Genomic DNA, 22035 nt, shown 5'->3' with positions numbered 1-22035 from the left:
CTGTCACCTTTTTGCCCTGGGTGGCAGACCGCCGTTCTTAACCAACGATTAACGGAAATGGTTAAGAAAAGGTTAACCGCGTTAACGAACCAATAACAAGCATGAAGGATTCATTAATCCGGCAAGTCTGACGCAAGGTCGCCGCTGGAATGCAAAAACCGCGGCCCTTTGCGAGCCGCGGTTTTTCTCCTTCAGAGCGGGACGAAGCCGCCCCCTAGCCGAGGCGCCGCTTACTGACGGAAGAGTTGGAGGATGTTTTCCGAATTGGTGTTGGCGATGGAGAGCGACTGGATCGCGAGCTGCTGCTGTGTCTGCAGCGCTTTCAGCCTGGTCGACTCCTCGTTCATGTCGGCGTCCACAAGGCGGCCGATCCCCGAATCGATCGAGTCGGTGAGCTTCGATACGAACTCTTCCTGCATGCCGATGCGCATGGAAATCGAGCCCAGCGCCGATGTGGCACTGATCAAATCCTCGAGCGCTTCATCGACGCCCCTGATCAGCGCGTCGAGGTTTGCTGCCTGCGCGGCGTTGGTGATGTCGATATTCTCGATCGAAGCGGGTGCAGGTACGCTGGTAGCCGGCCCCGCCGTCGTGTCTACGACCCAGGAATCGGCGGTAATGGGAGCTGCAGCGGTCGTCACGGCAGCGACTTCCTGACCCGGGGCGGCGGACGATGCAACCGCTTCGACCCAAACGCCCTCTACCTTTACATAGTTCACACCTCCGGCAAGGGCGTAGTTGCCCTGGAATACCGCGCCGGCGGCGATGAGGTTGTCGACCGTGTAGGCCGCCACCGTGTGTTTGGAGACGACGCCGCCGGTGTTGATCGAAAGCGTCACGCTGGACTCGGAGACATCGTAAACCTTGTCCAGAATCCCGTTGTTGCCAACAGTATCGAATAGGACGGAGTTGCCGTCGAGAACATAGTCGATTGTCTTTACGGACACGACGCCCGAGGAATCGCGGACGAAGGACCCGACTACGCTCTTCGTTACAGGCGTGGTGATATCCGCCTGGAGCCAGTTCTCGCCGCTGAAGGAAGCGGCCGTTGCAATGCTCGCCAGCTGTTGCTTGAGCTGTTCGATCTCTTCCTGGATCTTGGCCTTGTCGACGCCGTCTTCGGTCGCAGCGACGAGCTTGGCGCGAATTTCCTTCACCACCTCGACGGCATTCTCCATACCGGCATAGGCCGTGTCGACCTTGGCCGCACCGAGACCCAGGGCATCCTGAACGGCGGAAAGCGCCATGTTGTCCGATCGCATCGTGGTCGCGATCGACCAATAGGCGGCGTTATCCGAGGCCGTGCCGACGCGGAGACCCGAGGAAACGCGAGCCTGCGTTTCCTCCATATTGGAGTCGATGCCGCGGAGCGTCTGGAGTGCAGCCATCGCTGCAACATTGGTGAGAATGCTGGTCATTACGGGCCCCTTTGAATGGCTAGTTGGAAAGGGACATCCCGGCCACCCCGGGGAACGAACGCGAGGCATCATGCCGTTAACCGCTTCTTCGTCTTGGTTAACCGTTCGTTGCGTTGAGCCCACTTAGCGCTGTTATGGTTAACAAAGGTTAAATGATTGTTCGCCGAGGAAACGAAGAAAGGGGCCACGCTCGATGAGCGTGGCCCCTTTGAAGGTCAGGTCAGGGTGCGGTCGCTCAGTTCGCGACCGCCTTTCCGTGTCGGATTAGCGGAAGAGCGTAAGGACGTTTTCCGAAGCCGAGTTGGCGATCGACAGCGACTGGATGGCGAGCTGCTGCTGAGTCTGCAGAGCCTTCAGGCGGGTCGATTCTTCGTTCATGTCCGCATCGACGAGACGGCCGACGCCCGAGTCGATCGAGTCCGAGAGCTTGTTGACGAAATCGCTCTGCAGGTCGATGCGCATGGCGATCGAGCCGAGGTCGGCGGCTGCACTGGTCATGTCCGACAGCGCCGCATCGACGGCTGAGATCATGTTGTCGAGCTGGGTCGCCGTCAGAGCCGTGATGTCGAGGGTTTCGATGGACTGCAGGGCCGCAATGTTTGCCGCCGGCGCATTCGTCGTATCGACACCGTAATAGGTACCAGCTTCGTCATGCAGGGCTTCCTGGCCGGTACCGGTAACGTCCGCTGCCAGAACCCAGGTATCCCCATCCACCTGTACAAAATAGTCGCCGGCGGTGACCGTGCCAACGGTTGCAGTTGCGTTGGCAAGCTGAGTCGTCTTGCCGCCGACCGTGTTGGTGGTGAAGGTGGCGCCGGCTGCGATCAGTTCGTCGATCGAGTAGGCGGCAACCGTCACGTCGCTCTTAACGCCGTCGGTGTTGACCGAAACCTTTACGCTCTTCTGCGAGACGTTGTAGGTTTTGTCGAGAATGCCGTTGTTGCCAGCCGTGTCATACAGGACGGTTGTGGCGTCAAGGTCGTAGCCAACCTTCTTGACCGAGACGGCGCCCGTGTCGTCGCGGACGAACGAAGCGACCACGTTCACGGTCGTACCCACTTCAGCCTTCAACCAGTTTTCGCCCGAGAAGGACGCTGCATCGGCGATGCTCGTCAGCTGATCCTTGAGCTGATCGAGTTCTTCCTGGATCTTGGCCTTGTCGACGCCCTCTTCGGTGGCGGCTACGAGCTTCGCCTTGATTTCCTTCACGACTTCGATCGCAGATTCCATACCGGAATAGGCGGTGTCGACCTTGGCGGCGCCGAGGCCGAGCGCGTCCTGAACAGCCGAAAGGGCCATGTTGTCGGAGCGCATGGTGGTCGCGATCGACCAGTAGGCGGCGTTGTCAGCGGCTTGTCCGACGCGCAGACCGGAGGAGACATGCGCCTGCGTCTCTTCCATGTTGGAGCCGATGGTACGGAGAGTCTGGAGAGCGGCCATGGCCGCAATGTTGGTGAGAATGCTCGTCATGGTTTAGTGCCCCTTGATGGCTGATGAGAAGGGACATTCCGGTTCCACCGGCGAAAGACGGTCAACGTCATGCTTGCTAACCAGCTGTTATCGCTGGAATTAGCCCGTCCTTTCGATGAGCTTAGATAATCCCGGCTTGGTTAATGAAGCACTAAGGAGCAACAATTCCAAAAATTTTTTCAACCTTTGCGCGCACGCGCGTGCCATAGGATGTTTAAGAAAAAGTGAAATGCCGATGGCCATGGAAGAAAGCAAAAAACCGCGCCCGGTTTCCGTGGCGCGGTTCGAATGAGCCGGACGCAGGCACAAGGAGCCTGCGTCCCGCTATTAATGTCTTCTTAGCGGAAGAGCGACAGGACGTTCTGCGAGTCCGAGTTGGCGATCGACAGGGCCTGGATGGCGAGCTGCTGTTGGGTCTGCAGGGCCTTCAGGCGGGTCGATTCTTCGTTCATGTCCGCATCGACGAGACGGCCGACGCCCGAGTCGATCGAGTCCGAAAGCTTGTTGACGAAATCGCTCTGCATGTCGATGCGCGAGGAGATCGAACCAAGCGAGGCGGCTGCACTGGTCATGTCCGACAGCGCCGCATCGACGGCTGAGATCATGTTGTCGAGCTGGGTCGCCGTCAGGCCGGTGATGTCGAGGTTTTCAATGGACTGTGCTGCAGCAATGTTTGCCGCCGGTGCATTCGTCGTATCGACACCGTAATAGGTACCAGCCTCGTCGTGCAGGGCTTCCTGGCCGGTGCCGGTAACGTCTGCTGCCAGAACCCAGGTGTCGTCGTTCACTTGCACGAAGTATTCACCACTGTTGACTGCGCCAGCGGTGGCAGTGGCGTTGGCAAGCTGAGTCGTCTTGCCGCCGACCGTGTTGGTGGTGAAGGTGGCGCCGGCTGCGATCAGTTCGTCGATCGAGTAGGCGGCAACCGTCACGTCGCTCTTAACGCCGTCGGTGTTGACCGAAACCTTTACGCTCTTCTGCGAGACGTTGTAGGTTTTGTCGAGAATGCCGTTGTTGCCAGCCGTGTCATACAGGACGGTTGTGGCGTCAAGGTCGTAGCCAACCTTCTTGACCGAGACGGCGCCCGTGTCGTCGCGGACGAACGAAGCGACCACGTTCACGGTCGTACCCACTTCAGCCTTCAACCAGTTTTCGCCCGAGAAGGACGCTGCATCGGCGATGCTCGTCAGCTGATCCTTGAGCTGATCGAGTTCTTCCTGGATCTTGGCCTTGTCGACGCCCTCTTCGGTGGCGGCTACGAGCTTCGCCTTGATTTCCTTCACGACTTCGATGGCCGATTCCATACCGGAATAAGCGGTATCGACCTTGGCAGCACCGAGGCCGAGCGCGTCCTGAACTGCGGAGAGAGCCTGGTTGTCGGAGCGCATGGTGGTCGCGATCGACCAGTAGGCTGCGTTGTCGGAGGCCGAGCCGACGCGGAGGCCCGAGGAGATGCGGCTCTGCGTGTCTTCCATGCTGGAAGAGATCGAGCGCAGCGTCGAAAGCGCGGCCATTGCGGAGTTGTTGGTGAGAATGCTGGTCATATTCGTTGTCCCTACGAAATACTGATTGGGGGGACATACCGGACTTAGAAACGCTACCGGTCCCGACGGTCCGGCATCATGCCACTCGGCTCCGCTCAACTCGTGATGGATACCAAACCCGTCGTGTGAGGACGAAATTCGCAGCCATTCATTGCCAACTGTTTAACCGGAGAAGACTCATCCGGCCTCGGCGAAAGCGTGGTTAATCGCCTGTGAAATCCTATGCTTAACGGATTCTTATCGAGCCGGCGTGCCTGGCGGCGGGGCTCAGATAAACGAGCGCACCAGGCTGCCGACGAGCAGGTTCCAGCCGTCGATCAGCACGAAGAACAGGATCTTGAAGGGCAGCGAAATCGCCGTCGGGGGAAGCATCATCATGCCCATGGCCATGGTGATGGTCGCGACGATCAGGTCGATCACGAGGAAGGGCAGCATGATCAGGAAGCCGATCTCGAAACCGCGGCGGATCTCCGAGATCATGAAGGCCGGCACGACGGCGCGCAGGTCCACCTTTTCGTCGACGACGACGGTCTGGCCCTTTTCCCGGGCGATGTCGATGAAGAGCTGCAGGTCCTTGTCGCGGGTGTTGGCCAGCATGAATTCGCGGAAGGGCTCCGACATCCGCTGCATCGCCTCCGTCTCGGAGATCTCGTTCTTCAGGAGCGGATCGATGCCGTCGCTCCAGGCGCGGTCGAAGGTGGGCGCCATGACATAGAAGGTCATGAACAGCGCGAGCGACACCATGATCATGTTGGAGGGCGTCGTGGCGAGCCCCATGCCTGAGCGCAGGATCGCGAAGGCGATGACGAAACGCGGGAAGCTCGTCACCATGATCAGGATACCCGGGGCCACCGAAAGGACGGTCAGGAGGCCGAAGGTGCGGATGATCCACGAGGCGACGGAGCCGTCGACCGGCGTGTTCAGGATATCGGCGGGGAAGCTCTGAGCCCCGGCAATTCCCGACATCGCCATCATGGCGATTATGAAGGTGGCAAACCGGAGCATCAGCGAATCATTGGATGACGAAGGTGCGGAACATCACATTCGTTACGCGGCCCTCGGAGCGCAGGTCAACCCGCTCCTGGATGTCATCCCGGAGATATTGAAAGCCGCGCGGCCCCTGGATCTGCTGCAGCGACACGGTCTTCAGATAGGCCGCAATATCCTGGTGTATCGTCTCCGCCAGCGCAACGTCGGGAGCGCCATCGAACTGGAGCGCGACCTCGAGGCGAACCCAGTTTTCGGCCGGATAGGCAAGGTTCGTCGTAATGGGATCGAGCTGCACGATGCCGTGTGCCGCCGCGGCGATTTTCGGTATGTCCTCCTCGCCGGTCACGTTGGCGGGAAGCTCGGCCGGGATTTCCGTCTTCTCGGCCGGCGGCGGCGCGAGCAGCATGCCTGCAAGCCAGCCGCCGCCGCCGGCGACGAGAGTCAGCACAGCTACAGCCGCGATGGTCGTCAGCCGCGAGGGGACCTTCGTTTCTTTGCTCTCGATTTCTTCCATTATGCGTTCCGGCCGGTCAGAGGGGCGAGACGAGATCGACGAGCTGCTGACCCCACGGCGGCTGCTGGACCTCCGTCAGGCGGCCGCGGCCGCCATAGGAGATGCGGGCCTCGGCGATGCGGTCGTAGGAAATAACGTTGTCGGCGTCCACGTCGCGCGGTCGGACGATGCCTGCGACATTGAGGATACGCAGCTCGTGGTTGACGCGCACTTCCTGGGAGCCGCTGATCAGCAGGTTGCCGTTTTCGAGGACGCCGGTCACGACCGCGGCGACCAGCAACCGGAGCTTCTCCGAACGCTCGGTCTTGCCGTCGCCTTCGGTCTTGGTGTTGGAGCCGTATTCGAGATCGCCCGACCAGGCGAAGTCGCTCGTCTGGGACTGCCCGCTGGCGCCGAGATTGAAGCCGCTCGAATTCTTGCGGCTGCGGTCCGTCTCGTTTTCGAAGGAGGCCTTGTCGTCGATACGGATGTCGACCGTCAGAATGTCGCCGATATTGATCGCGCGCGCATCCTTGAAGAGGGCCGCCTGCTGGTCGTTCCACAGGGAGTAGCCGTTGGTGACGTGGCGCGGCTGCTTCGGGTACATGGCGAGCTGCGGCGTCTGCGTATATTGCAGGCCGCTGCCGATCGGGCTCATGGCCGGCGCCCGCCCGATCTCGTTGAAGGCCTGATTCTGGCAACCCGCCAGGAGCCCTGCGGCCAGTACGGCCGTGATGCGCGTTCTCATGATGGCTCCTTGGAGGTATTGGGGTCGCTCGCGCTCGAAATGATGTTGGTCAGCACCGCTGCCCTTTCGTCGCTCATCTCGCTCAGGATCAGCGACGACTGGCGTGGCGGCAGCCGCATGACGATCGCCGCCGCGATCTCGGGACGCACCATTTCGAGCTTGCCGGCGGCCGCATCCGGCTTCATCGTCTTGTAGATATCGACGAGGCCGAGCTCCGCCTGTTTGAGGAAATCGTTGCGGCGCTTAAGCCAGTCCTCGTATTCCGCCCGGCGCGCCTCCAGCGTCGCAATCCGTTCGTCGACATTCGCTTTCAGCTTCTCCAGGTCCTGGCGCTGCAAAACGTAGCGCTGGTCGCGCGCGGCGTCAGCGATATTGGTGCAGAACTTTTCGATTTCGCTCGCGGTCGCGCTGTCGGCCGGCGGCGACGTGACGTCCTGCGCGAAAGCACCGGGCATCGAAAGCATGAGCGCGGCGGCGACCGAGCTCAGGAGAACGCGGCGTGCCTGGCCGAAAAGACGATCGAAGTTTCCGGTCATTGCAGAACAAGCTCCGCCTGTAGGGCTCCCGCCGATTTGATGCTCTGGAGGATCGCGATGATCCCGTCCGGCTTGACGCCGATGCTGTTCAGGCCCGCGACGAGCGAACGCAGGCTGGAGCCGTTGAGGATGGCGACCGTGCCGCCGTCGGCCTGCGCTTCGATCGTGGTGTTGGGCTCGTAGGCCGTCTGACCGCGCGAGAACGGCTCCGGCTGGACGATCGTCGGCGTCTCGCTGACCTGCACCGTCAGCGTACCGTAGCTGACGGCCACTTCGGCGACGCGGACGTCCTGGCCGATGACGATCGTGCCGGTGCGCTCGTTGATGACCACCCGGGCCGGCGCGTCGGTCTCGATCACCAGGTTTTCCACGTCGGCCATCAGGCGCGCGAGATCCGCCATCTTCGGCTTCTGGACCAGGACGGACTGCGAGTCCAAGGCTTCGGCGATGCGGCCGCCAAACTGGGCCGCGGCATATTTGTTGATCGCCGCGGCCATGCCGACGGCGGTGGAAAAGTCCGGGTTGCGCAGCTGCAGCACCAGGTTGAAGCCGTCCTTGAATTTCGACGGCAGTTCCCGCTCGATGATGGCGCCGTTCGGGACACGTCCCGCCGTGGTCACGCCCTGGCTCAATTGGGCGGCTTCACCTTGCGCGTTGAAACCGCTGACGACCACCGATCCCTGCGCCACGGCGTAGATCTGGCCGTCGGCGCCCGAAAGCGAGGTCATGACCAGCGTCCCGCCGCGCAGCGACGTCGCGTCGCCCAGCGAACCGACGGTCACGTCGAGCCGGCTGCCGGGGCTCGCGAAGGGCGGGAGCGTGGCGGTGACGAGCACCGCGGCGACGTTGCGCGTGCGCGAGTCGCCGCCCTGCGTGGAAATGCCGAGGTTCTGCAGCATGGCGCGGATCGACTGATCCGTGAACGGAGACGAGCGCAGGCTGTCACCGGTGCCCTGCAGGCCCACCACCAGGCCGTAACCGATGAGCTGGTTGTCCCTGCCCGACTGCAAGGACGCGACGTCCTTGATCCGCGAGGCCGCATAGGCAGAGGTCAAGCTCGCGGCGAAGACCACCGCGAGCGTCAGCAGCCACTTGCATGCATTGATGTTCATTTCGCCACCACATGGATCGTGCTGTCCGCCATCACCGTCCCGGAGACGATCACGCCGGTATCGACGTTGCGCACGCGGATCAGATCGCCAACCGCGGCATCCTGCAGCGGCGAGCCGGCGGCCGTTATCGTCAGACCGCCATTGTTGAAGACGAGACGAACGGTGGAGCCGCGCTCGACCGCATATTGCTCGCGCAGCGCCGAGGCCAGGATGACCCGCCCGGGAAGAAGGGTCCGCTTGGTCACCATGCCGTCGACCTCGTCGATCGAGCGCACATAGCCGTCGCGCAGGTCCGGGTTGGTCACGTCGACCACCTCCAGCATGCTCGCATCGAGCTTTTCGCCGGGATAGATCGTCTGCTTCGGAATGACGGCCGTCGGCGGCTCTGCAAGAGCTGCCGCAGGCAAAAGCAGGCAACCCGCCATTGCGGCAAACAGAACGGCGCGCGCCGGCTGCGCGAGGCCGCCAGCAATTCCTTTTCCTCCGGGGGATCGGCGAAACATCATGTTTGCCTCCTCTTCCTGTTACCTCAGGTTCTTGCTCACCGTGGCGGCCATTTCGTCCGCGGCCTGGATGATCTTCGAATTCATCTCATAGGCACGCTGGGCCGAGATGAGGTCGGTAATTTCCTTGACCGGGTCGACGTTCGAAGATTCCAGGTAGTTCTGCTTGATCTGCGCGAAGCCCGGATCGGCCGGCGTGCCGACGATCGGATCCCCGGACGCCGGCGTCTGCCGGAACAGGTTCTCGCCCATCGGCTCGAGGCCCGCCTCGTTGACGAAGTTGGCGATCGTCAGCTGTCCGACTTCCTGCAGTTCCGTGTCGTTGCCGATCCGCACCATCACCTGGCCCGACGAGGTGAAGACGATCTCGGTCGCGTCCTGCGGTACGGTGACGCCCGGCACCACGGTATAGCCGTCGATGGTGACGAGCTGGCCCGTAGCATTGGTGTTGAAAGCCCCCGAGCGGGTGTAGACCGTCTCGCCATCCGGCGTCTCGATCTGAAACCAGCCGCGGCCGACGAGCGCGAGGTCGTAGTCGTTGCCGGTATTGACGAGGCTGCCCTGGATATGAAGGTTGCGCACGGCGGAGGTCTGGACGCCCAGGCCGATGATCGCGCCTTCCGGCACGATCGCCTGGTTCGAGCGGTTGGGGACGCCCTGCGCCCGCTCGGTCTGGTAAAGCAGGTCGGAAAATTCTGCGCGCGCCCGCTTGTAGCCGGTCGTGTTGATGTTCGCGATGTTGTTCGCGATCACTTCGAGATTCAGTTGCTGGGCGTTCATGCCCGTGGCGGCGATGGAAAGGGCCTTCATGTGTCTTTTCCTCAGATCTGCATGCGCGCGATTTCGAGATAGGCGGTGACCACCTTGTCGCGGATGGCGATTGCGGTCTGCAGAGACTGCTCGGCGCTCATGACGGCATCGACGACTTCGCGGGTATTCGCTTCTCCGCGGATCGCCTGAAGCGAGACCCCTTCGGCAGACTTCATCGAGCGGATGGCGTCCGTGGTCATGTTGCCGAGGACTTCGGCGAAGCTCCCCGCCTGAGGCGCGGCCGCGCCGGCACCCGGCATAACGAGCGAGGCGGAAGAGGCCGAGCCGGCACCTTCGGTCTCCCTGATGGTCGAAAACGCCCCTAAGGACTGAATTGCGTCGATCATTATTGCGAAGCCCTCAACAGGTCGATTGTCTGGGAGATGAGATCGCGAGACTGCTTGATGGTCTGCAGATTGGCCTCGTAAGCGCGGTTGGCCTCCCGCATGTCGGCCATCTCGATCAGGATGTTGACGTTCGGCAATTTCACCATGCCCTTTTCGTCGGCGGCCGGATTGCCCGGGTCGAACTCGATGTTGAAATCGGAATCGTCCGTGCCGAGGCGTTCGACCTCGACGAAGGACGCGCCGCTTGCCCGGTCGACCTCCGCGGCGAAGCTGATCGTCTTGCGGCGGAAAGGATCGGCGCCGGGGGCGTCGCCGGTGGAGCGGGCATTGGCGATGTTTTCCGAGACGATGCGCAGGCGCGTCGATTCCGCCTGCAGACCGGAAGCGGAAACCTTAAGGGCGGAGGTCAATGGATCCATCGTCGCTTACTTCCGTACCGTCATGAGAATCATCCGGTGAAAGGATTTCACCAGCCCGGCATTGAGCTCGTAGTCGCGCTTGATCGCGCCGGTCTTCATCAATTCCTCTTCGAGCGCGACCGTATTGCCGGATTGCTGCACCGCCACATCGTCGAGAGCGCTGACTTCGGTCACATGGGCGGCTTCCGGGCTCTCGGTGAAATGGGCGCGATGCGTCGCGGCCATTTGGATGCCGGTGTTCTGGAGCACGCTTTCGAAGGGCTGGACGTCTTTCGCCCTGTAGTGCGGCGTATTGGCATTGGCGATGTTGCCCGCCACCACGTTCTGGCGGACGGTGAGCCACTGGGCCTGCCGCGACGCGAGTTCGAAAAGCTGAATCGGTTCCATCAAGAGCTCCTGCTGATGATGGCGAACCTAGGCCGGTAATCTTGCGTGGGACTTGTCGAAGATGCGGAAGAACGGTTTCGGGCGTCTCATAAGCCCCCTCCCCAACTCCTCCCCACGAGGGGCGGAGCTACTTTTGCCGCATCCTCGCCGCCAGAAAAGCCCCTCCGGAGGAGTTGGGGAAGGGTCTGGACGTCCTTCGCCACGCCTCGGCAAAGGCGCTACTTCGCCGCGAAAATCTCGCCCTTGGACGTGATCATCACCCAGCGGCCGTCGCGCTCCTCGAAGGTCGCAAGCCGGCTGTTGTCCGGCAATACCGAACCGATACGGACGATATACATGCCGCTGGCATCCTCGATGAGCGCGCGGCCATTGGCGACGTGCATGAGTTTGAAGCTCTCTTTTGCGGGGAACGGCTGATCGGGAGCCCCCATGTCCGTGCTTTCGGCGGGATCCTGATCGAGCCCCGGCACCGTCGCGGTCGTCAGGCGATCGACCGCAGCGGCGGTCTCCTCGTCCATGTCCGTCATCGCCAGCGGCGACACCGAAAGGATCTGCCGTTCCGGGCGCTCCGGCAGATCGCGCGTCGTTCCCTGCCAGAGCGAAGGCATCGAGAATTTCTCCGGATGCAGATAGACGTACCACGGCAGCAACGTCGCGCAGGCAGCCATGGCCAGGCCGATCGCACCGAGTATCCTGTCGATCAGCGGCATCCCGGTTTCGCGGCGGCGTTGGCGCACGATCTCGTCTGCATCGAAGTCCGTCAAATTCATCCCCTTCCGCGCAGGCCGGCGCCGCCCGGCTGATTGCCCATCGCGGCTGCCTTCAGCGCGTTGGCGAGATCCGTGAAAGCGTCGAAGGCGGGCCGTTCGCCGGGCATCTGCTTCAGTACGTCGTAGATGACCGGCACCTGCTTGATCGCCATGTCGAGATCGGCGTCGCCGCCCGGCCGATAGCCGCCGATGAGCCGGAGGTCCCGGGTTTCCTCGAAGCGGTGGATCAGGGATTTCAGCCGGGCAACCAGCTTCTCCTGGTCCGGCGTCCAGGCCTTTCTGGCTAGGCGCGAGATGGAGGCGAGCGGATTGACCGGCGGGTAGCGCCCCTCTTCGGCAAGGCTTCGGTCGAGGACGATGTGCCCGTCGAGAATGCCGCGCGCCGAGTCGGCGACCGGGTCGTTGTGATTGTCGCCGTCGACCAGGATCGAAATGATCGCCGTGATCGTGCCCGTTCCCTCGGCGCCGGGCCCGGCGCGCTCGAGCAGCCGCGGCAATTCGGTGAAGACCGAGGCCGGATAGCCGCGGGCGATCGGCGGCTCCCCCGCTGCCGTCGCCACCTCGCGGATCGCATGAGCGAAACGGGTGACGCTGTCGACGATGAGCAGCACGTTGTCGCCCCTGTCGCGATAATGTTCGGCAATCGTGACCGCGGTCAGCGGAGCCATTTTTCTCAGCATCGGGCTCTCGTCGCTGGTGGCGACGACGGCGACCGATTTCGAAAGATTGTCGCCCAGCGTGTCCTCGATGAACTCGCGCACTTCGCGGCCGCGCTCGCCGACCAGCGCGATCACCACCTTGTCGAAGGCGTCGGCGCGGGCCAGCATGGAAAGCAGCGTCGATTTGCCGACGCCGGAACCCGCGAAGATGCCGAGGCGCTGCCCGAGGCAGAGCGGGGAGAAGATGTCTATCGCCCGCACGCCCGTCCTGAAGCCCTGCTCCACCCGCTTTCGCGTCATGGAGGGCGGCGCGGTGTTCGCGATCGAGCGGCGGATGTCGCCCTGCAGCAGCGGACCCAGACCGTCGATCGGCTCGGCCAGCGCATTGATGGTGCGGCCGCACCAGTTGTCTGTCGGCGCTATGCGGAAGGCACCCTTGCGGATGACGACGTCATGGATGCCGATCGGGTCCCCCGGTTCGATCGGGCAGACGACCACCCGCTCGGGCTCCACGCGGACGACTTCGCCGAGATGGGTGCCGGTCGTGCTCTTGTGCGCGACGAAGTCCCCGAGCCGGACATGCCGCGACAGGCCGCTGACCGTGTAGTGCCCCGGCGAAATCGTCTGGACATGACCGCCCGGTGCGATGGCAAAGTCGGGATTTGCATAGCGCTCGACCAAACCGGCGAGCGCTGCGAGCGACGTCGACGTTGCAGTTTTTTCAACAGCTTCGCGTGCCATCCGGCTTTCCGTTCCGTCCCGCCCTAAATTCCGTCGACAGAATCATCAACGGCTGCCGCCGAGCGTCTCGATGGCTTTGTCGAGCGATCCCTCACTGTCGCGCATCAGCGCGGTGACGCTGTCGAAGGCGCGGGTGATCATGATCAGCTGCGACATTTCCTGTACGGCGTTCACGTTCGACTCCTCCAGGAAGCCTTGCATCACGCCGACATCGAACCGATCAACGACCGGTTCCGGCTGGGCAGCCGGCATAACGGAACTGTTGTCGTAACGCATGAAGCCTTTGCTGAAATCCGTCTCGTAAAGCCCGAGCAGGGCGATCTGCACGCCGTTCTGGTGAATGGCTCCATCGGCACCGACGGTAATTTCACCGGCACCGCCGTTCAGCTGGATCGGCGCGCCGCCGGCATCGAGCACCGGATATCCCTTGATGGTCACGAGCTCGCCGGTCTCCGTCAGCGTGAACCGGCCGTCGCGCGTCAGCGCCGGGCCGCCGGGCGTCTCGATCGAGAACCAGGCGTCGCCCTTGATGGCGAAATCGAGCGCGGAGCCGGTGCGCGCGAGCGCGCCGGTTTTGCTGCTCAGGAATTCCTCGCCTTCCGACACATAGGAAACCTTGGTCGGCCTGGTGTCGCCAAGCACCTGGTTGAACTTCACTTCCGTGGCGCGGAAGCCGACCGTGTTGGAGTTGGCGACATTGTCGGCCAGCGTATTCAGGCGCTTTTCAAGCGCCATCTGCGACGAAAGCGCGACATAGAGACCGGTCTGCAAATCAGCGTCCCCCGAGTTTGAGATTGTTGATAGTCAGAAGCAGGTCGGGAGAAATTCCGTAGCCGCTCGACGCGCCGAAAACCGCAAGCGGGTCATAGCCGCCGGAAGGATTGTCGATTTCCCAAAGGGCGGTGAAGCGGTCCAGGAACTCGGCTGTTTTCTGAGGGTCCTGGAAATCCTTGAAATCGATCGCCGCCTCGTAGGCCTCCGCCTGACGATCCACATCGGCGGCCGCGAATTCGGCCGGCAGCTGCAGGACGGTACGGACCACACTCGAGAGGGCCTCGTCGGCGATGATTTCGTAGCCATTGGCAATCGTCGGCGCCATGCGCTGGAAATAGAGCGCCAGCCGCACGCCGGTGTTTTCCTCGCCGGCTTTCTGCTCCAGCGTCTGCCGCGTGTACTTTTCGGACACGCCCTTCTGCGCCCTCTCGAAGGCAGTAGCGGCTTCGCCGTGCCGGGCGAAATTCAACGACTCCACCAGCGCCTTGTAGCGCCCGTCGGCCAGCTTGTTGGCAAAGGCGTCGTCACTGTCGATGCCTTCGGCGAGCACCTTGCGCATGAAGGCCTTGGCATAGGCCATGTCCTCGAGGCCGTGCGCCTTCATGGCGTAGTTGTAGAGCCGGCTGTCGGCGAAGAAATCGTCGAGCGTTTTGATGCTGCCGATCTTCGACAGATAGTACTCCGTCTCGCGGGCGACGTCCGGCTGCGCCGAAACGCGCTCCAGCGATTTCGTCAGATCTGCAGTGATCAGCCTGTAGCTCGTATAGGTCGTCGTCACGATCGGCTCGCCCTGTCGCATGAAGCGTGAGGAAATGTGTGCAGTCTTCAGCCCGCACCGGCTGTCGGGGTTCGGAACGCCATGCGATCCGACCCTGGCCAACAACCCTGACGGCGTTGGCTTGCGCGAACCTGTCCCGGACGCCGGGTTCTCCGCGGCCAGCCTCACGCAAGGATCGGACCCTATTTCATCGGAGGAAAATCACGATCGCGACAGGTATCGGCAATGAACATCATCATCGGGCTTCTTGTGACTTTCGGCTGTATCCTCGGCGGTTACATGGCGATGGGAGGCCACCTGGAAGTCCTCAACCAGCCTTTCGAGCTGATGATCATCGGGGGAGCGGGCATCGGCGGCTTCATCATGGCCAACTCGATGAAGGTGGTCAAAGACACCGGCAAGGCGCTCGGCGAGGCCTTCAGGCACAAGGTGCCGAAGGAACGTCAATACCTCGACACGCTCGGCGTCCTCTACAGCCTGATGCGCGACCTGCGGACGAAGTCGCGCAACGAGATCGAGAGCCACATCGACAATCCGGAAGAATCCTCGATCTTCCAGTCCGCACCCACCGTCCTGCAGAACAAAGAGCTGACCGCCTTCATCTGCGACTATGTGCGGCTGATCATCATCGGCAACGCCCGCTCGCATGAGATCGAGGCGCTGATGGACGAGGAAATCCAGACGATCACCCACGACAAGATGAAGTGCTACCACGCGCTGACGAGCATGGGCGATGCGCTGCCGGCGATCGGCATCGTCGCGGCGGTTCTCGGCGTCATCAAGGCGATGGGCGCGATCAGCGAAGCACCGGAAGTGCTGGGCGCCAAGATCGCCGCCGCACTCGTCGGAACGTTGCTCGGCGTGTTCCTTTCCTATTCGATCGTCGGCCCCCTCGTCGCAAACATCAAGTCCGTACGGGAAAAGCAGAACCGGCTCTATGTCATCGTCAAGCAGACGCTGCTTGCCTACATGAACGGTTCGGTTCCGCAGGTCGCACTCGAATACGGCCGCAAGACCATCTCCGCCTATGAACGGCCGTCCATCGATGCGGTCGAACAGGAAATGATGAATCCCGGCGGCGGCAGCGAAAGCAAGGCGGCCTGACATGAGCACGAGCACCGCATCGAACGTCCATGCATTCGACAGAAGGCTGATCGCGCGCATGACCGGCGCGCTCGGCGACGACAAGGCCATCGGCCGAACCGCACTCGAGCTTGCCCAGGTGTTCGACGAACTCCTGCCCGGTGTCCTGCAATCGGAGACCGGATGCGACGTCACGATCGCCTATGCGGGCTTCCGGACGGGGCTCCGCAACGAGCTCATCGCTGCTCTCGGAGACGGGGTCCTGCTCGGCGATCTCTCCCTGCGAAACTGGTGCGCGGACTTCCAGGTCGGCTGCGACAGTCCGGTTCTGATCGCACTTGTCGAGGCTCTGCTCGGGGCCGAACCGACGAGCATCGAGGAGCCGGCCCCACGCTCTCTGTCGAAGATCGAGATCGATGTCGCCTTGCCGGTGTTTCATGGCATCGCCGAGGTCCTGCGCACTGCAGTGAACGCGCCCGGCGGGTTCGAGCCCGTTGTCGGCCGTCCTTACAACAGCGCGGAACGGCCAAAGCCCGATCCAGTGCTTGAAGACGTCTTCGCAGCCTCGATCGACATGACCATAGGCCTCGGGCCGGTGCTCTCCACTTTCTCGGTCATCGTCCCGCAAAGCACGCTCCTCAAGACCCGCATCATCTCTCGGAAGGGTGCCGGCGAGGACCGGAACGCGAAAACCGAATGGACGGAACAGCTGGAGGAGCAGGTCCGCCGATCGGCCGTCGCGCTCGAGGCACGCATCCGGTTGGAAAGCCTGACGCTCGACACTCTCAGCCGCCTGCAGCCCGGGGATGTCATCCCTTTTCACGACGGGCAGGATGTCCGCGTGGAGGTGAGCGCCAACGGGCGCGACCTCTATGTCTGCGAGTTCGGCCGTTCGGGTTCGCGATATACGGTCCGGGTCAAGGATACCCACGGCTCCGAGCAGGACATCCTTCGCCACATCATGAGTTAATCCTCCCTCGCCTGGCAGAATGCCTGAGGCAAGCTTCAACTGGAATATTCGGCACATGGCACCCAAGAAAGCAGCACCCATCGCAGAACCGGCCGCATTCGCGGCAGACGCCGAGCTCGACCAGGCGATCGACGACCTGCGCGGCGTTCTCAAGAAGGACGGCGAGGCTGACTTCGGCGCCGATTTCGCCGCCGCCGGGCCGCTCGAACAGCCCATGGATTTCGGCAGCGACTTTGGTTCCGCCGACAGCGCTGGATTCGGCGGGGATTTCGGCGGCGACTTCGCGGAATCGGGCTTCAGCGCGGACTCCGCGGTTGCCGGCGGGGATTTCGATGCGGCGCCGGCCGCCGATGAAACAGCGCCCGGCAGCGGAATGACCGCGAATATGGACCTGATCATGGACATCCCGATCGATGTCCAGATCGTACTCGGGACCAGCCGCATGCAGGTCTCCGGCCTCATGGCGCTCACCGAGGGCGCAACGATCGCGCTCGACCGCAAGATCGGCGAACCCGTGGAGATCATGGTCAACGGCCGGGTGATCGGCCGCGGAGAAATCACCGTTCTCGAGGGCGATGTGACCCGCTTCGGCGTCAAGCTCCTGGAGATCAAAGGCAGCAGGAAATAGAGCGGGATGAGGAAAGGTGTAAGCGGTTTTCCGCCCGCATTCCGTTTCAACTCACTAGGAGCCCGATGATCGGGCGGGGATGAATCCATGACGGATTTCGGAAGTTTCGAGGCACAGGCTCAGGCGCTCGCACAACCGCTGAGCCAGACGGAAAAGGCGGCGGCGGTGCTGCTCGCAATGGGCAAGTCGATTGCCGGGAATCTGCTGAAATTCTTCACCCAGAGCGAGCTGCAGGCCATCATCGCCGCGGCACAATCGCTCAGAGCCGTGCCGCCGCACGAACTGGAAGCGCTCGTCAACGAGTTCGAGGATCTCTTCACCGAAGGTGCAGGCCTCATGGACAATGCCAAGGCCATTGAGAGCATTCTGGAAGAGGGCCTGACGCCCGACGAGGTGGACGGCCTCCTCGGCCGCCGCGCCACCTTCCAGTCCTACGAGGCGAGCATCTGGGACCGGCTGATGGATTGCGATCCTGCGATCATCGCGCAATTGCTCGCCCGGGAACATCCGCAGACGATCGCCTATGTTCTGTCGATGATGCCGTCGAGCTTCGGCGCCAAGGTGCTGCTGCAGCTGTCCGACAAGCAGCGGCCCGAGATTCTCAACCGCGCCGTCAACATCAAGAACGTCAACCCGAAGGCGGCGGCAATCATCGAGGCGCGGGTGATCGAAATCATCGAAGAGATGGAGGCCGAGCGCAACTCGCCCGGCCCGGCGAAGATCGCCGAAGTGATGAACGAGCTCGATAAGCCGCAGGTGGACACGCTGCTCGCCTCGCTCGAAACGATCAGCACCGATTCGGTCAAGAAGGTCCGGCCGAAGATATTCCTCTTCGACGACATCCTTTTCATGCCGCAGCGCAGCCGCGTGCAGCTCTTCAACGACGTCTCCACCGACGTCATCACCATGGCGCTCAGAGGTTCTGCTGCGGAGTTGCGCGAGTCCATTCTCGCCTCCATCGGCGCCCGCCAGCGGCGCATGATCGAATCGGACCTCGCCGCCGGCGATGCCGGCATCAATCCCCGCGATATCGCGATCGCGAGGCGCTCGATCACGCAGGAGGCGATTCGCCTCTCCGCAAGCGGGCAACTCGAGCTCAAGGAAAAGGAAGCGGAGGCCGCCTGACGCCTCCGGCCTGCCGATATATCGCGTTTCGTTTCCGATTTCTGTTGACCCGCGCGGGCTGCCGCACACCCGCACTTGCGCAGGGGCCTGTCCGGGTTCACCACAACAGCGAGCGCTTGCGTCTGCTGCCACGATTCCCTCGCGAATTCAGGTCGAGGGGTAACCGGAAGCGTCGTTCGGATCGTCGCCTGCTGAGGAGCTTGCTGTTTCATGGCGGAAGAGCAGGACAAGGACAGTAAAACAGAAGCGCCGTCGGAAAAGAAGATTTCCGACGCGACCGAGAAAGGCAACGTCCCTTTCTCGCGTGAGGTGACCGCTTTCGCCTCGACGCTGGCGATCTACATTTTCGTCGTCTTTTTTCTTTCGGACGGCGCGGCAAACATGGCCGAGGCGCTGAAGGACATTTTCGAGCAGCCGGAAGCCTGGCGCCTCGACACCGCAACCGACGCCGTCGCCCTGATTTCGCATGTCGTTCTGAAATGCGCCGCGCTGGTTCTGCCGGTTTTCATCCTGCTCATCCTCTTCGGCGTCGGGTCGTCGATCTTCCAGAACCTGCCGCGGCCGGTCCTCGACCGCATCCAGCCGAAATGGAACCGGGTATCGCCCGTGGCCGGTTTCAAACGGATCTACGGCGTTCAGGGGCTGGTGGAGTTCGGCAAGTCGCTGTTCAAGATCATCGTCGTTTCGATCGTCGTCGTCCTCGTGCTCTGGAACGATTATTTCGCCACGCTCGACATGATGTTCTCCGATCCGGTGACGATCTTCACGACGATGATCTCCGACCTCAAGCAGATCATCATCGTCGTTCTCTTCGCCACCGCGACGCTCGCCATCGTCGATCTCTTCTGGACGCGCCATCACTGGTACACGGAGCTCAGGATGACGAAGCAGGAGGTCAAGGACGAGCTGAAGCAATCGCAGGGCGACCCGATCGTCAAATCGCGGCTCAGATCGATGCAGCGCGACCGCGCCCGCAAGAGGATGATCTCCTCGGTTCCGCGCGCAACCCTGATCATCGCCAATCCGACCCACTATGCCGTAGCACTGCGCTATGTGCGCGAGGAGAGTGACGCGCCGGTCGTCGTGGCCATGGGAAAGGACCTGGTGGCCCTGAAGATTCGCGAAATTGCGGAGAAGAACGGCATTCCCGTCTTCGAGGATCCGCCGCTTGCACGCTCCATGTTTGCACAAGTCTCGGTGGATAGTGTCATTCCACCGGTGTTTTACAAGGCAGTCGCCGAACTGATTCACCGGGTTTATGCAGCTCAGCCGCAACAAAGACGGGTGACATGATCTTGAAAAAGTGCCAATTCTCCGAAGAACGAGAACAGATAGTTGCGGAGGCGATCCGTCCGGTTGCGACCGAATTGCGCCTCATCGATGCTGCGGATTTCATCGCGCTCCTGCGCTTCGAGTCCTATGCGAGTATCGCCGATTTGGTGGAATCGGCGGCAGAGCTCTATTTCCTGCCCGGTACTGTGAACTTCGGCCTCGGCGGCAACTATAATCTCGACTGGGACAGTCGCCCGGAGGTTATCCTCGACCTCGAACTGAAGCCCCGCGGCGTGACGGTCTATGCGCGACTCGTGCTCGCGGGCGATACGGCCGGCATCGAGATCAGCCACATCAACTTTCAACAGTCCTCCGGCAATCCGGACGAGAACACGGCCTTTCTCGCCAAGAGCCTGGCAGAGGCGAAGTTCGTCAAAACCTATCCGCTGCCGCTGGCGAGTTGAGGAAATCGAACAGGCCGCCGCGGGAATTCCGGATCTCGACAGGCCTTAGCGATGGCTAGCTGATATAGCCAAGGCGGATCGCCTTGGCTATCGCCTGGATCCGGTTGACGGAGTCGAGCTTCGTCGTCGCGGCCCCGAGATAGGCATTCACCGTATGTATCGAGAGGCCCATCTTGTCGGCGATCTCCTCGCTGATATGTCCGTCGCCGGCCATTTGCAGGCAGGCGATCTCGCGATCGCTCAAAGCTTCGGTCTTGAACAGGCGCTTCTCGTCGGCGGCCAGGAGGTCTGTCATGATCTGCGCGCTGCGGCCGTGCAGCTCGACGATCTGTTCGCCCGAAACATCGAGGTAGCTGCCGGCGAAAATCACGTAGCCGTTGCCCTGCGCGCCGAGCCTTATCGGAAAGGCGATGCCCGAATAGGAAAGCTTGCGCTCTCTCAGCCGGCGCGTGAACGGGCCGAAATCCGAGGCTTCGGCGGTCTGATGCTCGCCCTGACCGTTCCAGAGCACCGGCAGCAGGGAAAGATCGAGATGCTGGAGCAACTCGTCGCCGTAGAGAATAATCAGATCACGCGCGTTTTCTTCGCAAGCAGCTCCCCAGTTGTGGAGGACGCAGGTGAGCTTACGCGTTCCGGGGACGCCCCTGCCATTCGTTCGCAGAACGGCGAAATTCTTGGCGTTGATCTGCCGTTGCATGGCCTGCAAGCGCGTCACCAGCGTCGCCGCCCGCGCCGCGCGGACGTTGCGACCCGACCGGCCGGCGTCGTCGCGATCCTGCGTCACGAGATAAGCCATCGTCACCGCTCCTAAACCAGATTGTTGCGCACGGCGTGGGCGATCGCTTCCGACCGCGTTCGCGTCGCCGTCTTGCGCATTACACTGGTGATGTAGTTGTTGATCGTGTTGCGGGAGATCCCGAGTATGACGGCGATCTCATCGCTCGTCTTGCCTTCGGCAATCCAGAACAGACATTCGAGCTCGCGCTCGGTCAGTTCGCATTCCCGGTCGTGGCGCACATCGGCCTTGATCTTGTGACTGGCGACATAGCCGGCAAGCACCGCGATGTCGCGCAGCGCCTCCTGGGAGAGGATCACGTCCTCCGGGAAGAGCAGCATCAAGGAGAACCGCGTGCGCCCTACGCTGAAGGTCACGGCGCAATAGCTCCGGCTTACCCCGCGCGGCAAACCGATATCGTCGGGCATCGTATGGAAGGCCGGCTGCAGTTGGGCGAGGCACTTTTCCAGTTCGGTGCTCTTCGCATGGAGCCCGGCGACAATGCCCGAAAGACGCCGAACGATGTCGAACGGCCAGTCGGAACAGACGACAAAATCAAGCCCGCCGTCCTGCGAAACATCCTGCCGGGCGAGAAGGTAATGGGTTGCGCCGACATATTCCGTCAGCGCCGCCAATCCGTTGCCGAGTCCCGTGCCCGAGGCCACTTCCCCAAGCCTTCGGATCAGTTGCTCCCTTGATATTTTGCGTCCACAAACCCGCGGAGCAGCGGTCTCCGAAGACCAGACTGCGTCCGACCGCGACATTTCCATAACACTCAGCCCCCGTGCCGGATTCGACGCCCTGGAATGTCACGCTTGCCCTGTCGTCCCCGACAGCCGGCTTCGCCGGTATTCTTGCCACCAAGCGAGCATCAGGACGCGAATCAATTGCTAAACTGTACATCGCTGCCCCCAAAAAGACAGGGCGTCCTGTTGCGCGATTACTTGCCAACCTTGCCTTGAGCCATTCACGTATGCGTGAGCCGGTGGGCGGCCGGTCACGCTTCCACTCCGACCGCTTCTCTAATCAAGATGTTGATAATAAACGTCATCCTGCGATCGTTGTTTGTGGCTGCGCGGTTGAAAATCCGTGACATAGGACGGGAGCTCGCCCTTTCGTTGCAGATCGGTTGCTTTCGGGACGCCTCAACTGTTCATCCAAGACTTACTTTAAGCCGGGGAATGTTGCCGAAATGCATCAAATCCTGGCGGGCTCATTG

The 22035-nt window shown here is 61.9% G+C and carries 25 protein-coding genes; 6 read left to right on the top strand and 19 right to left on the bottom strand.

The features are described 5' to 3' along the window. Window positions 1-230 precede the first annotated feature (230 nt). From CN933_RS06535 to CN933_RS06455, 17 genes are all read right to left on the bottom strand, one after another. Entirely contained in the window at window positions 231-1418 is a 1188-nt protein-coding gene (locus CN933_RS06535) for a flagellin N-terminal helical domain-containing protein (RefSeq protein ID WP_102761366.1), read from the bottom strand. A gap of 264 nt (window positions 1419-1682) precedes the next feature. Beyond that, on the bottom strand, window positions 1683-2888 hold the full coding sequence (locus tag CN933_RS06530) for a flagellin N-terminal helical domain-containing protein (protein ID WP_102761365.1): 1206 nt from the start codon (window positions 2886-2888) through the stop codon (window positions 1683-1685). A gap of 338 nt (window positions 2889-3226) precedes the next feature. Next, complete coding sequence (locus CN933_RS06525) at window positions 3227-4432, bottom strand: flagellin N-terminal helical domain-containing protein (RefSeq protein WP_102761364.1); 1206 nt, start codon at window positions 4430-4432, stop codon at window positions 3227-3229. A gap of 267 nt (window positions 4433-4699) precedes the next feature. Beyond that, a complete protein-coding gene (fliP, locus tag CN933_RS06520; protein WP_018094231.1) occupies window positions 4700-5437 on the bottom strand; it encodes a flagellar type III secretion system pore protein FliP in 738 nt (245 codons plus the stop codon). A gap of 7 nt (window positions 5438-5444) precedes the next feature. Continuing rightward, window positions 5445-5936: a flagellar basal body-associated FliL family protein gene (locus tag CN933_RS06515; protein WP_018094230.1), complete on the bottom strand. Its 492-nt coding sequence runs from the start codon at window positions 5934-5936 to the stop codon at window positions 5445-5447. A 16-nt stretch (window positions 5937-5952) separates the two neighbouring features. Continuing rightward, window positions 5953-6663, bottom strand: coding sequence for a flagellar basal body L-ring protein FlgH (gene flgH / locus CN933_RS06510; RefSeq protein WP_003529888.1), 711 nt, complete (start codon window positions 6661-6663; stop codon window positions 5953-5955). Beyond that, window positions 6660-7199 (bottom strand): MotE family protein, encoded by a 540-nt coding sequence (locus CN933_RS06505; RefSeq protein WP_018094229.1) that lies wholly within the window; start codon window positions 7197-7199, stop codon window positions 6660-6662. The genes flgH and CN933_RS06505 overlap by 4 nt, the downstream gene beginning before the upstream one ends. Next, the gene (locus tag CN933_RS06500; protein WP_018094228.1) at window positions 7196-8311 is read right to left on the bottom strand and encodes a flagellar basal body P-ring protein FlgI; all 1116 of its coding nucleotides are present in this window, start codon (window positions 8309-8311) and stop codon (window positions 7196-7198) included. The genes CN933_RS06505 and CN933_RS06500 overlap by 4 nt, the downstream gene beginning before the upstream one ends. Next, a complete protein-coding gene (gene flgA, locus CN933_RS06495) occupies window positions 8308-8817 on the bottom strand; it encodes a flagellar basal body P-ring formation chaperone FlgA (RefSeq protein WP_018094227.1) in 510 nt (169 codons plus the stop codon). Before flgA ends, CN933_RS06500 begins: the two co-directional genes overlap by 4 nt. Window positions 8818-8835: 18 nt before the next feature. Continuing rightward, a complete protein-coding gene (gene flgG, locus CN933_RS06490) occupies window positions 8836-9624 on the bottom strand; it encodes a flagellar basal-body rod protein FlgG (protein WP_018094226.1) in 789 nt (262 codons plus the stop codon). Window positions 9625-9635: 11 nt separating this feature from the next. Continuing rightward, window positions 9636-9971, bottom strand: a complete 336-nt coding sequence (gene fliE / locus CN933_RS06485) for a flagellar hook-basal body complex protein FliE (RefSeq protein ID WP_018094225.1) — start codon at window positions 9969-9971, stop codon at window positions 9636-9638. Further along, window positions 9971-10390: a flagellar basal body rod protein FlgC gene (gene flgC / locus CN933_RS06480; RefSeq protein ID WP_018094224.1), complete on the bottom strand. Its 420-nt coding sequence runs from the start codon at window positions 10388-10390 to the stop codon at window positions 9971-9973. Before flgC ends, fliE begins: the two co-directional genes overlap by 1 nt. Window positions 10391-10396: 6 nt before the next feature. After that, window positions 10397-10777, bottom strand: coding sequence for a flagellar basal body rod protein FlgB (flgB, locus tag CN933_RS06475; protein ID WP_003529904.1), 381 nt, complete (start codon window positions 10775-10777; stop codon window positions 10397-10399). A gap of 218 nt (window positions 10778-10995) precedes the next feature. Next, window positions 10996-11547, bottom strand: coding sequence for a hypothetical protein (locus CN933_RS06470; protein ID WP_018094223.1), 552 nt, complete (start codon window positions 11545-11547; stop codon window positions 10996-10998). Then, a complete protein-coding gene (fliI, locus tag CN933_RS06465) occupies window positions 11544-12947 on the bottom strand; it encodes a flagellar protein export ATPase FliI (protein WP_018094222.1) in 1404 nt (467 codons plus the stop codon). The genes CN933_RS06470 and fliI overlap by 4 nt, the downstream gene beginning before the upstream one ends. Before the next feature lie 45 nt (window positions 12948-12992). Continuing rightward, window positions 12993-13718 (bottom strand): flagellar basal-body rod protein FlgF, encoded by a 726-nt coding sequence (flgF, locus tag CN933_RS06460; RefSeq protein WP_018094221.1) that lies wholly within the window; start codon window positions 13716-13718, stop codon window positions 12993-12995. Between the two features lies 1 nt (window position 13719). After that, window positions 13720-14499 (bottom strand): DUF1217 domain-containing protein, encoded by a 780-nt coding sequence (locus tag CN933_RS06455; protein WP_026168531.1) that lies wholly within the window; start codon window positions 14497-14499, stop codon window positions 13720-13722. Window positions 14500-14724: 225 nt separating this feature from the next. Here CN933_RS06455 and motA point away from each other — a divergent pair, with 225 nt between their 5' ends. The 6 genes from motA to CN933_RS06425 all read left to right on the top strand — a co-directional run bounded on the left by motA (window position 14725) and on the right by CN933_RS06425 (window position 20041). Further along, the gene (motA, locus tag CN933_RS06450; RefSeq protein ID WP_018094219.1) at window positions 14725-15603 is read left to right on the top strand and encodes a flagellar motor stator protein MotA; all 879 of its coding nucleotides are present in this window, start codon (window positions 14725-14727) and stop codon (window positions 15601-15603) included. Window position 15604: 1 nt separating this feature from the next. After that, window positions 15605-16552 (top strand): FliM/FliN family flagellar motor switch protein, encoded by a 948-nt coding sequence (locus tag CN933_RS06445; protein ID WP_018094218.1) that lies wholly within the window; start codon window positions 15605-15607, stop codon window positions 16550-16552. A 55-nt stretch (window positions 16553-16607) separates the two neighbouring features. Next, window positions 16608-17180 carry a flagellar motor switch protein FliN gene (gene fliN / locus CN933_RS06440; RefSeq protein WP_018094217.1) on the top strand — a complete coding sequence of 191 codons (573 nt, stop codon included), beginning with the start codon at window positions 16608-16610 and terminating at the stop codon, window positions 17178-17180. An 87-nt stretch (window positions 17181-17267) separates the two neighbouring features. Further along, on the top strand, window positions 17268-18305 hold the full coding sequence (gene fliG, locus CN933_RS06435) for a flagellar motor switch protein FliG (RefSeq protein ID WP_018094216.1): 1038 nt from the start codon (window positions 17268-17270) through the stop codon (window positions 18303-18305). A 210-nt stretch (window positions 18306-18515) separates the two neighbouring features. Then, window positions 18516-19598: a flagellar biosynthesis protein FlhB gene (gene flhB / locus CN933_RS06430; protein WP_018094215.1), complete on the top strand. Its 1083-nt coding sequence runs from the start codon at window positions 18516-18518 to the stop codon at window positions 19596-19598. 2 nt (window positions 19599-19600) lie between these two features. Beyond that, window positions 19601-20041 carry a BspJ family T4SS effector nucleomodulin gene (locus CN933_RS06425; protein ID WP_033047238.1) on the top strand — a complete coding sequence of 147 codons (441 nt, stop codon included), beginning with the start codon at window positions 19601-19603 and terminating at the stop codon, window positions 20039-20041. A gap of 55 nt (window positions 20042-20096) precedes the next feature. On the opposite strand, the gene visR is transcribed toward CN933_RS06425, so the two are convergent. Further along, a complete protein-coding gene (gene visR, locus CN933_RS06420; protein WP_018094213.1) occupies window positions 20097-20837 on the bottom strand; it encodes a transcriptional regulator VisR in 741 nt (246 codons plus the stop codon). A gap of 11 nt (window positions 20838-20848) precedes the next feature. After that, a complete protein-coding gene (gene visN / locus CN933_RS06415) occupies window positions 20849-21586 on the bottom strand; it encodes a transcriptional regulator VisN (protein WP_102761363.1) in 738 nt (245 codons plus the stop codon). Window positions 21587-22035 lie beyond the last annotated feature (449 nt).

Origin of the sequence: Sinorhizobium sp. M4_45, assembly GCF_002885915.1 — a bacterium.
Classification (GTDB): Bacteria; Pseudomonadota; Alphaproteobacteria; order Rhizobiales; family Rhizobiaceae; genus Sinorhizobium; species Sinorhizobium meliloti_A.
This window is presented reverse-complemented; position numbering and strand designations above follow the sequence as displayed.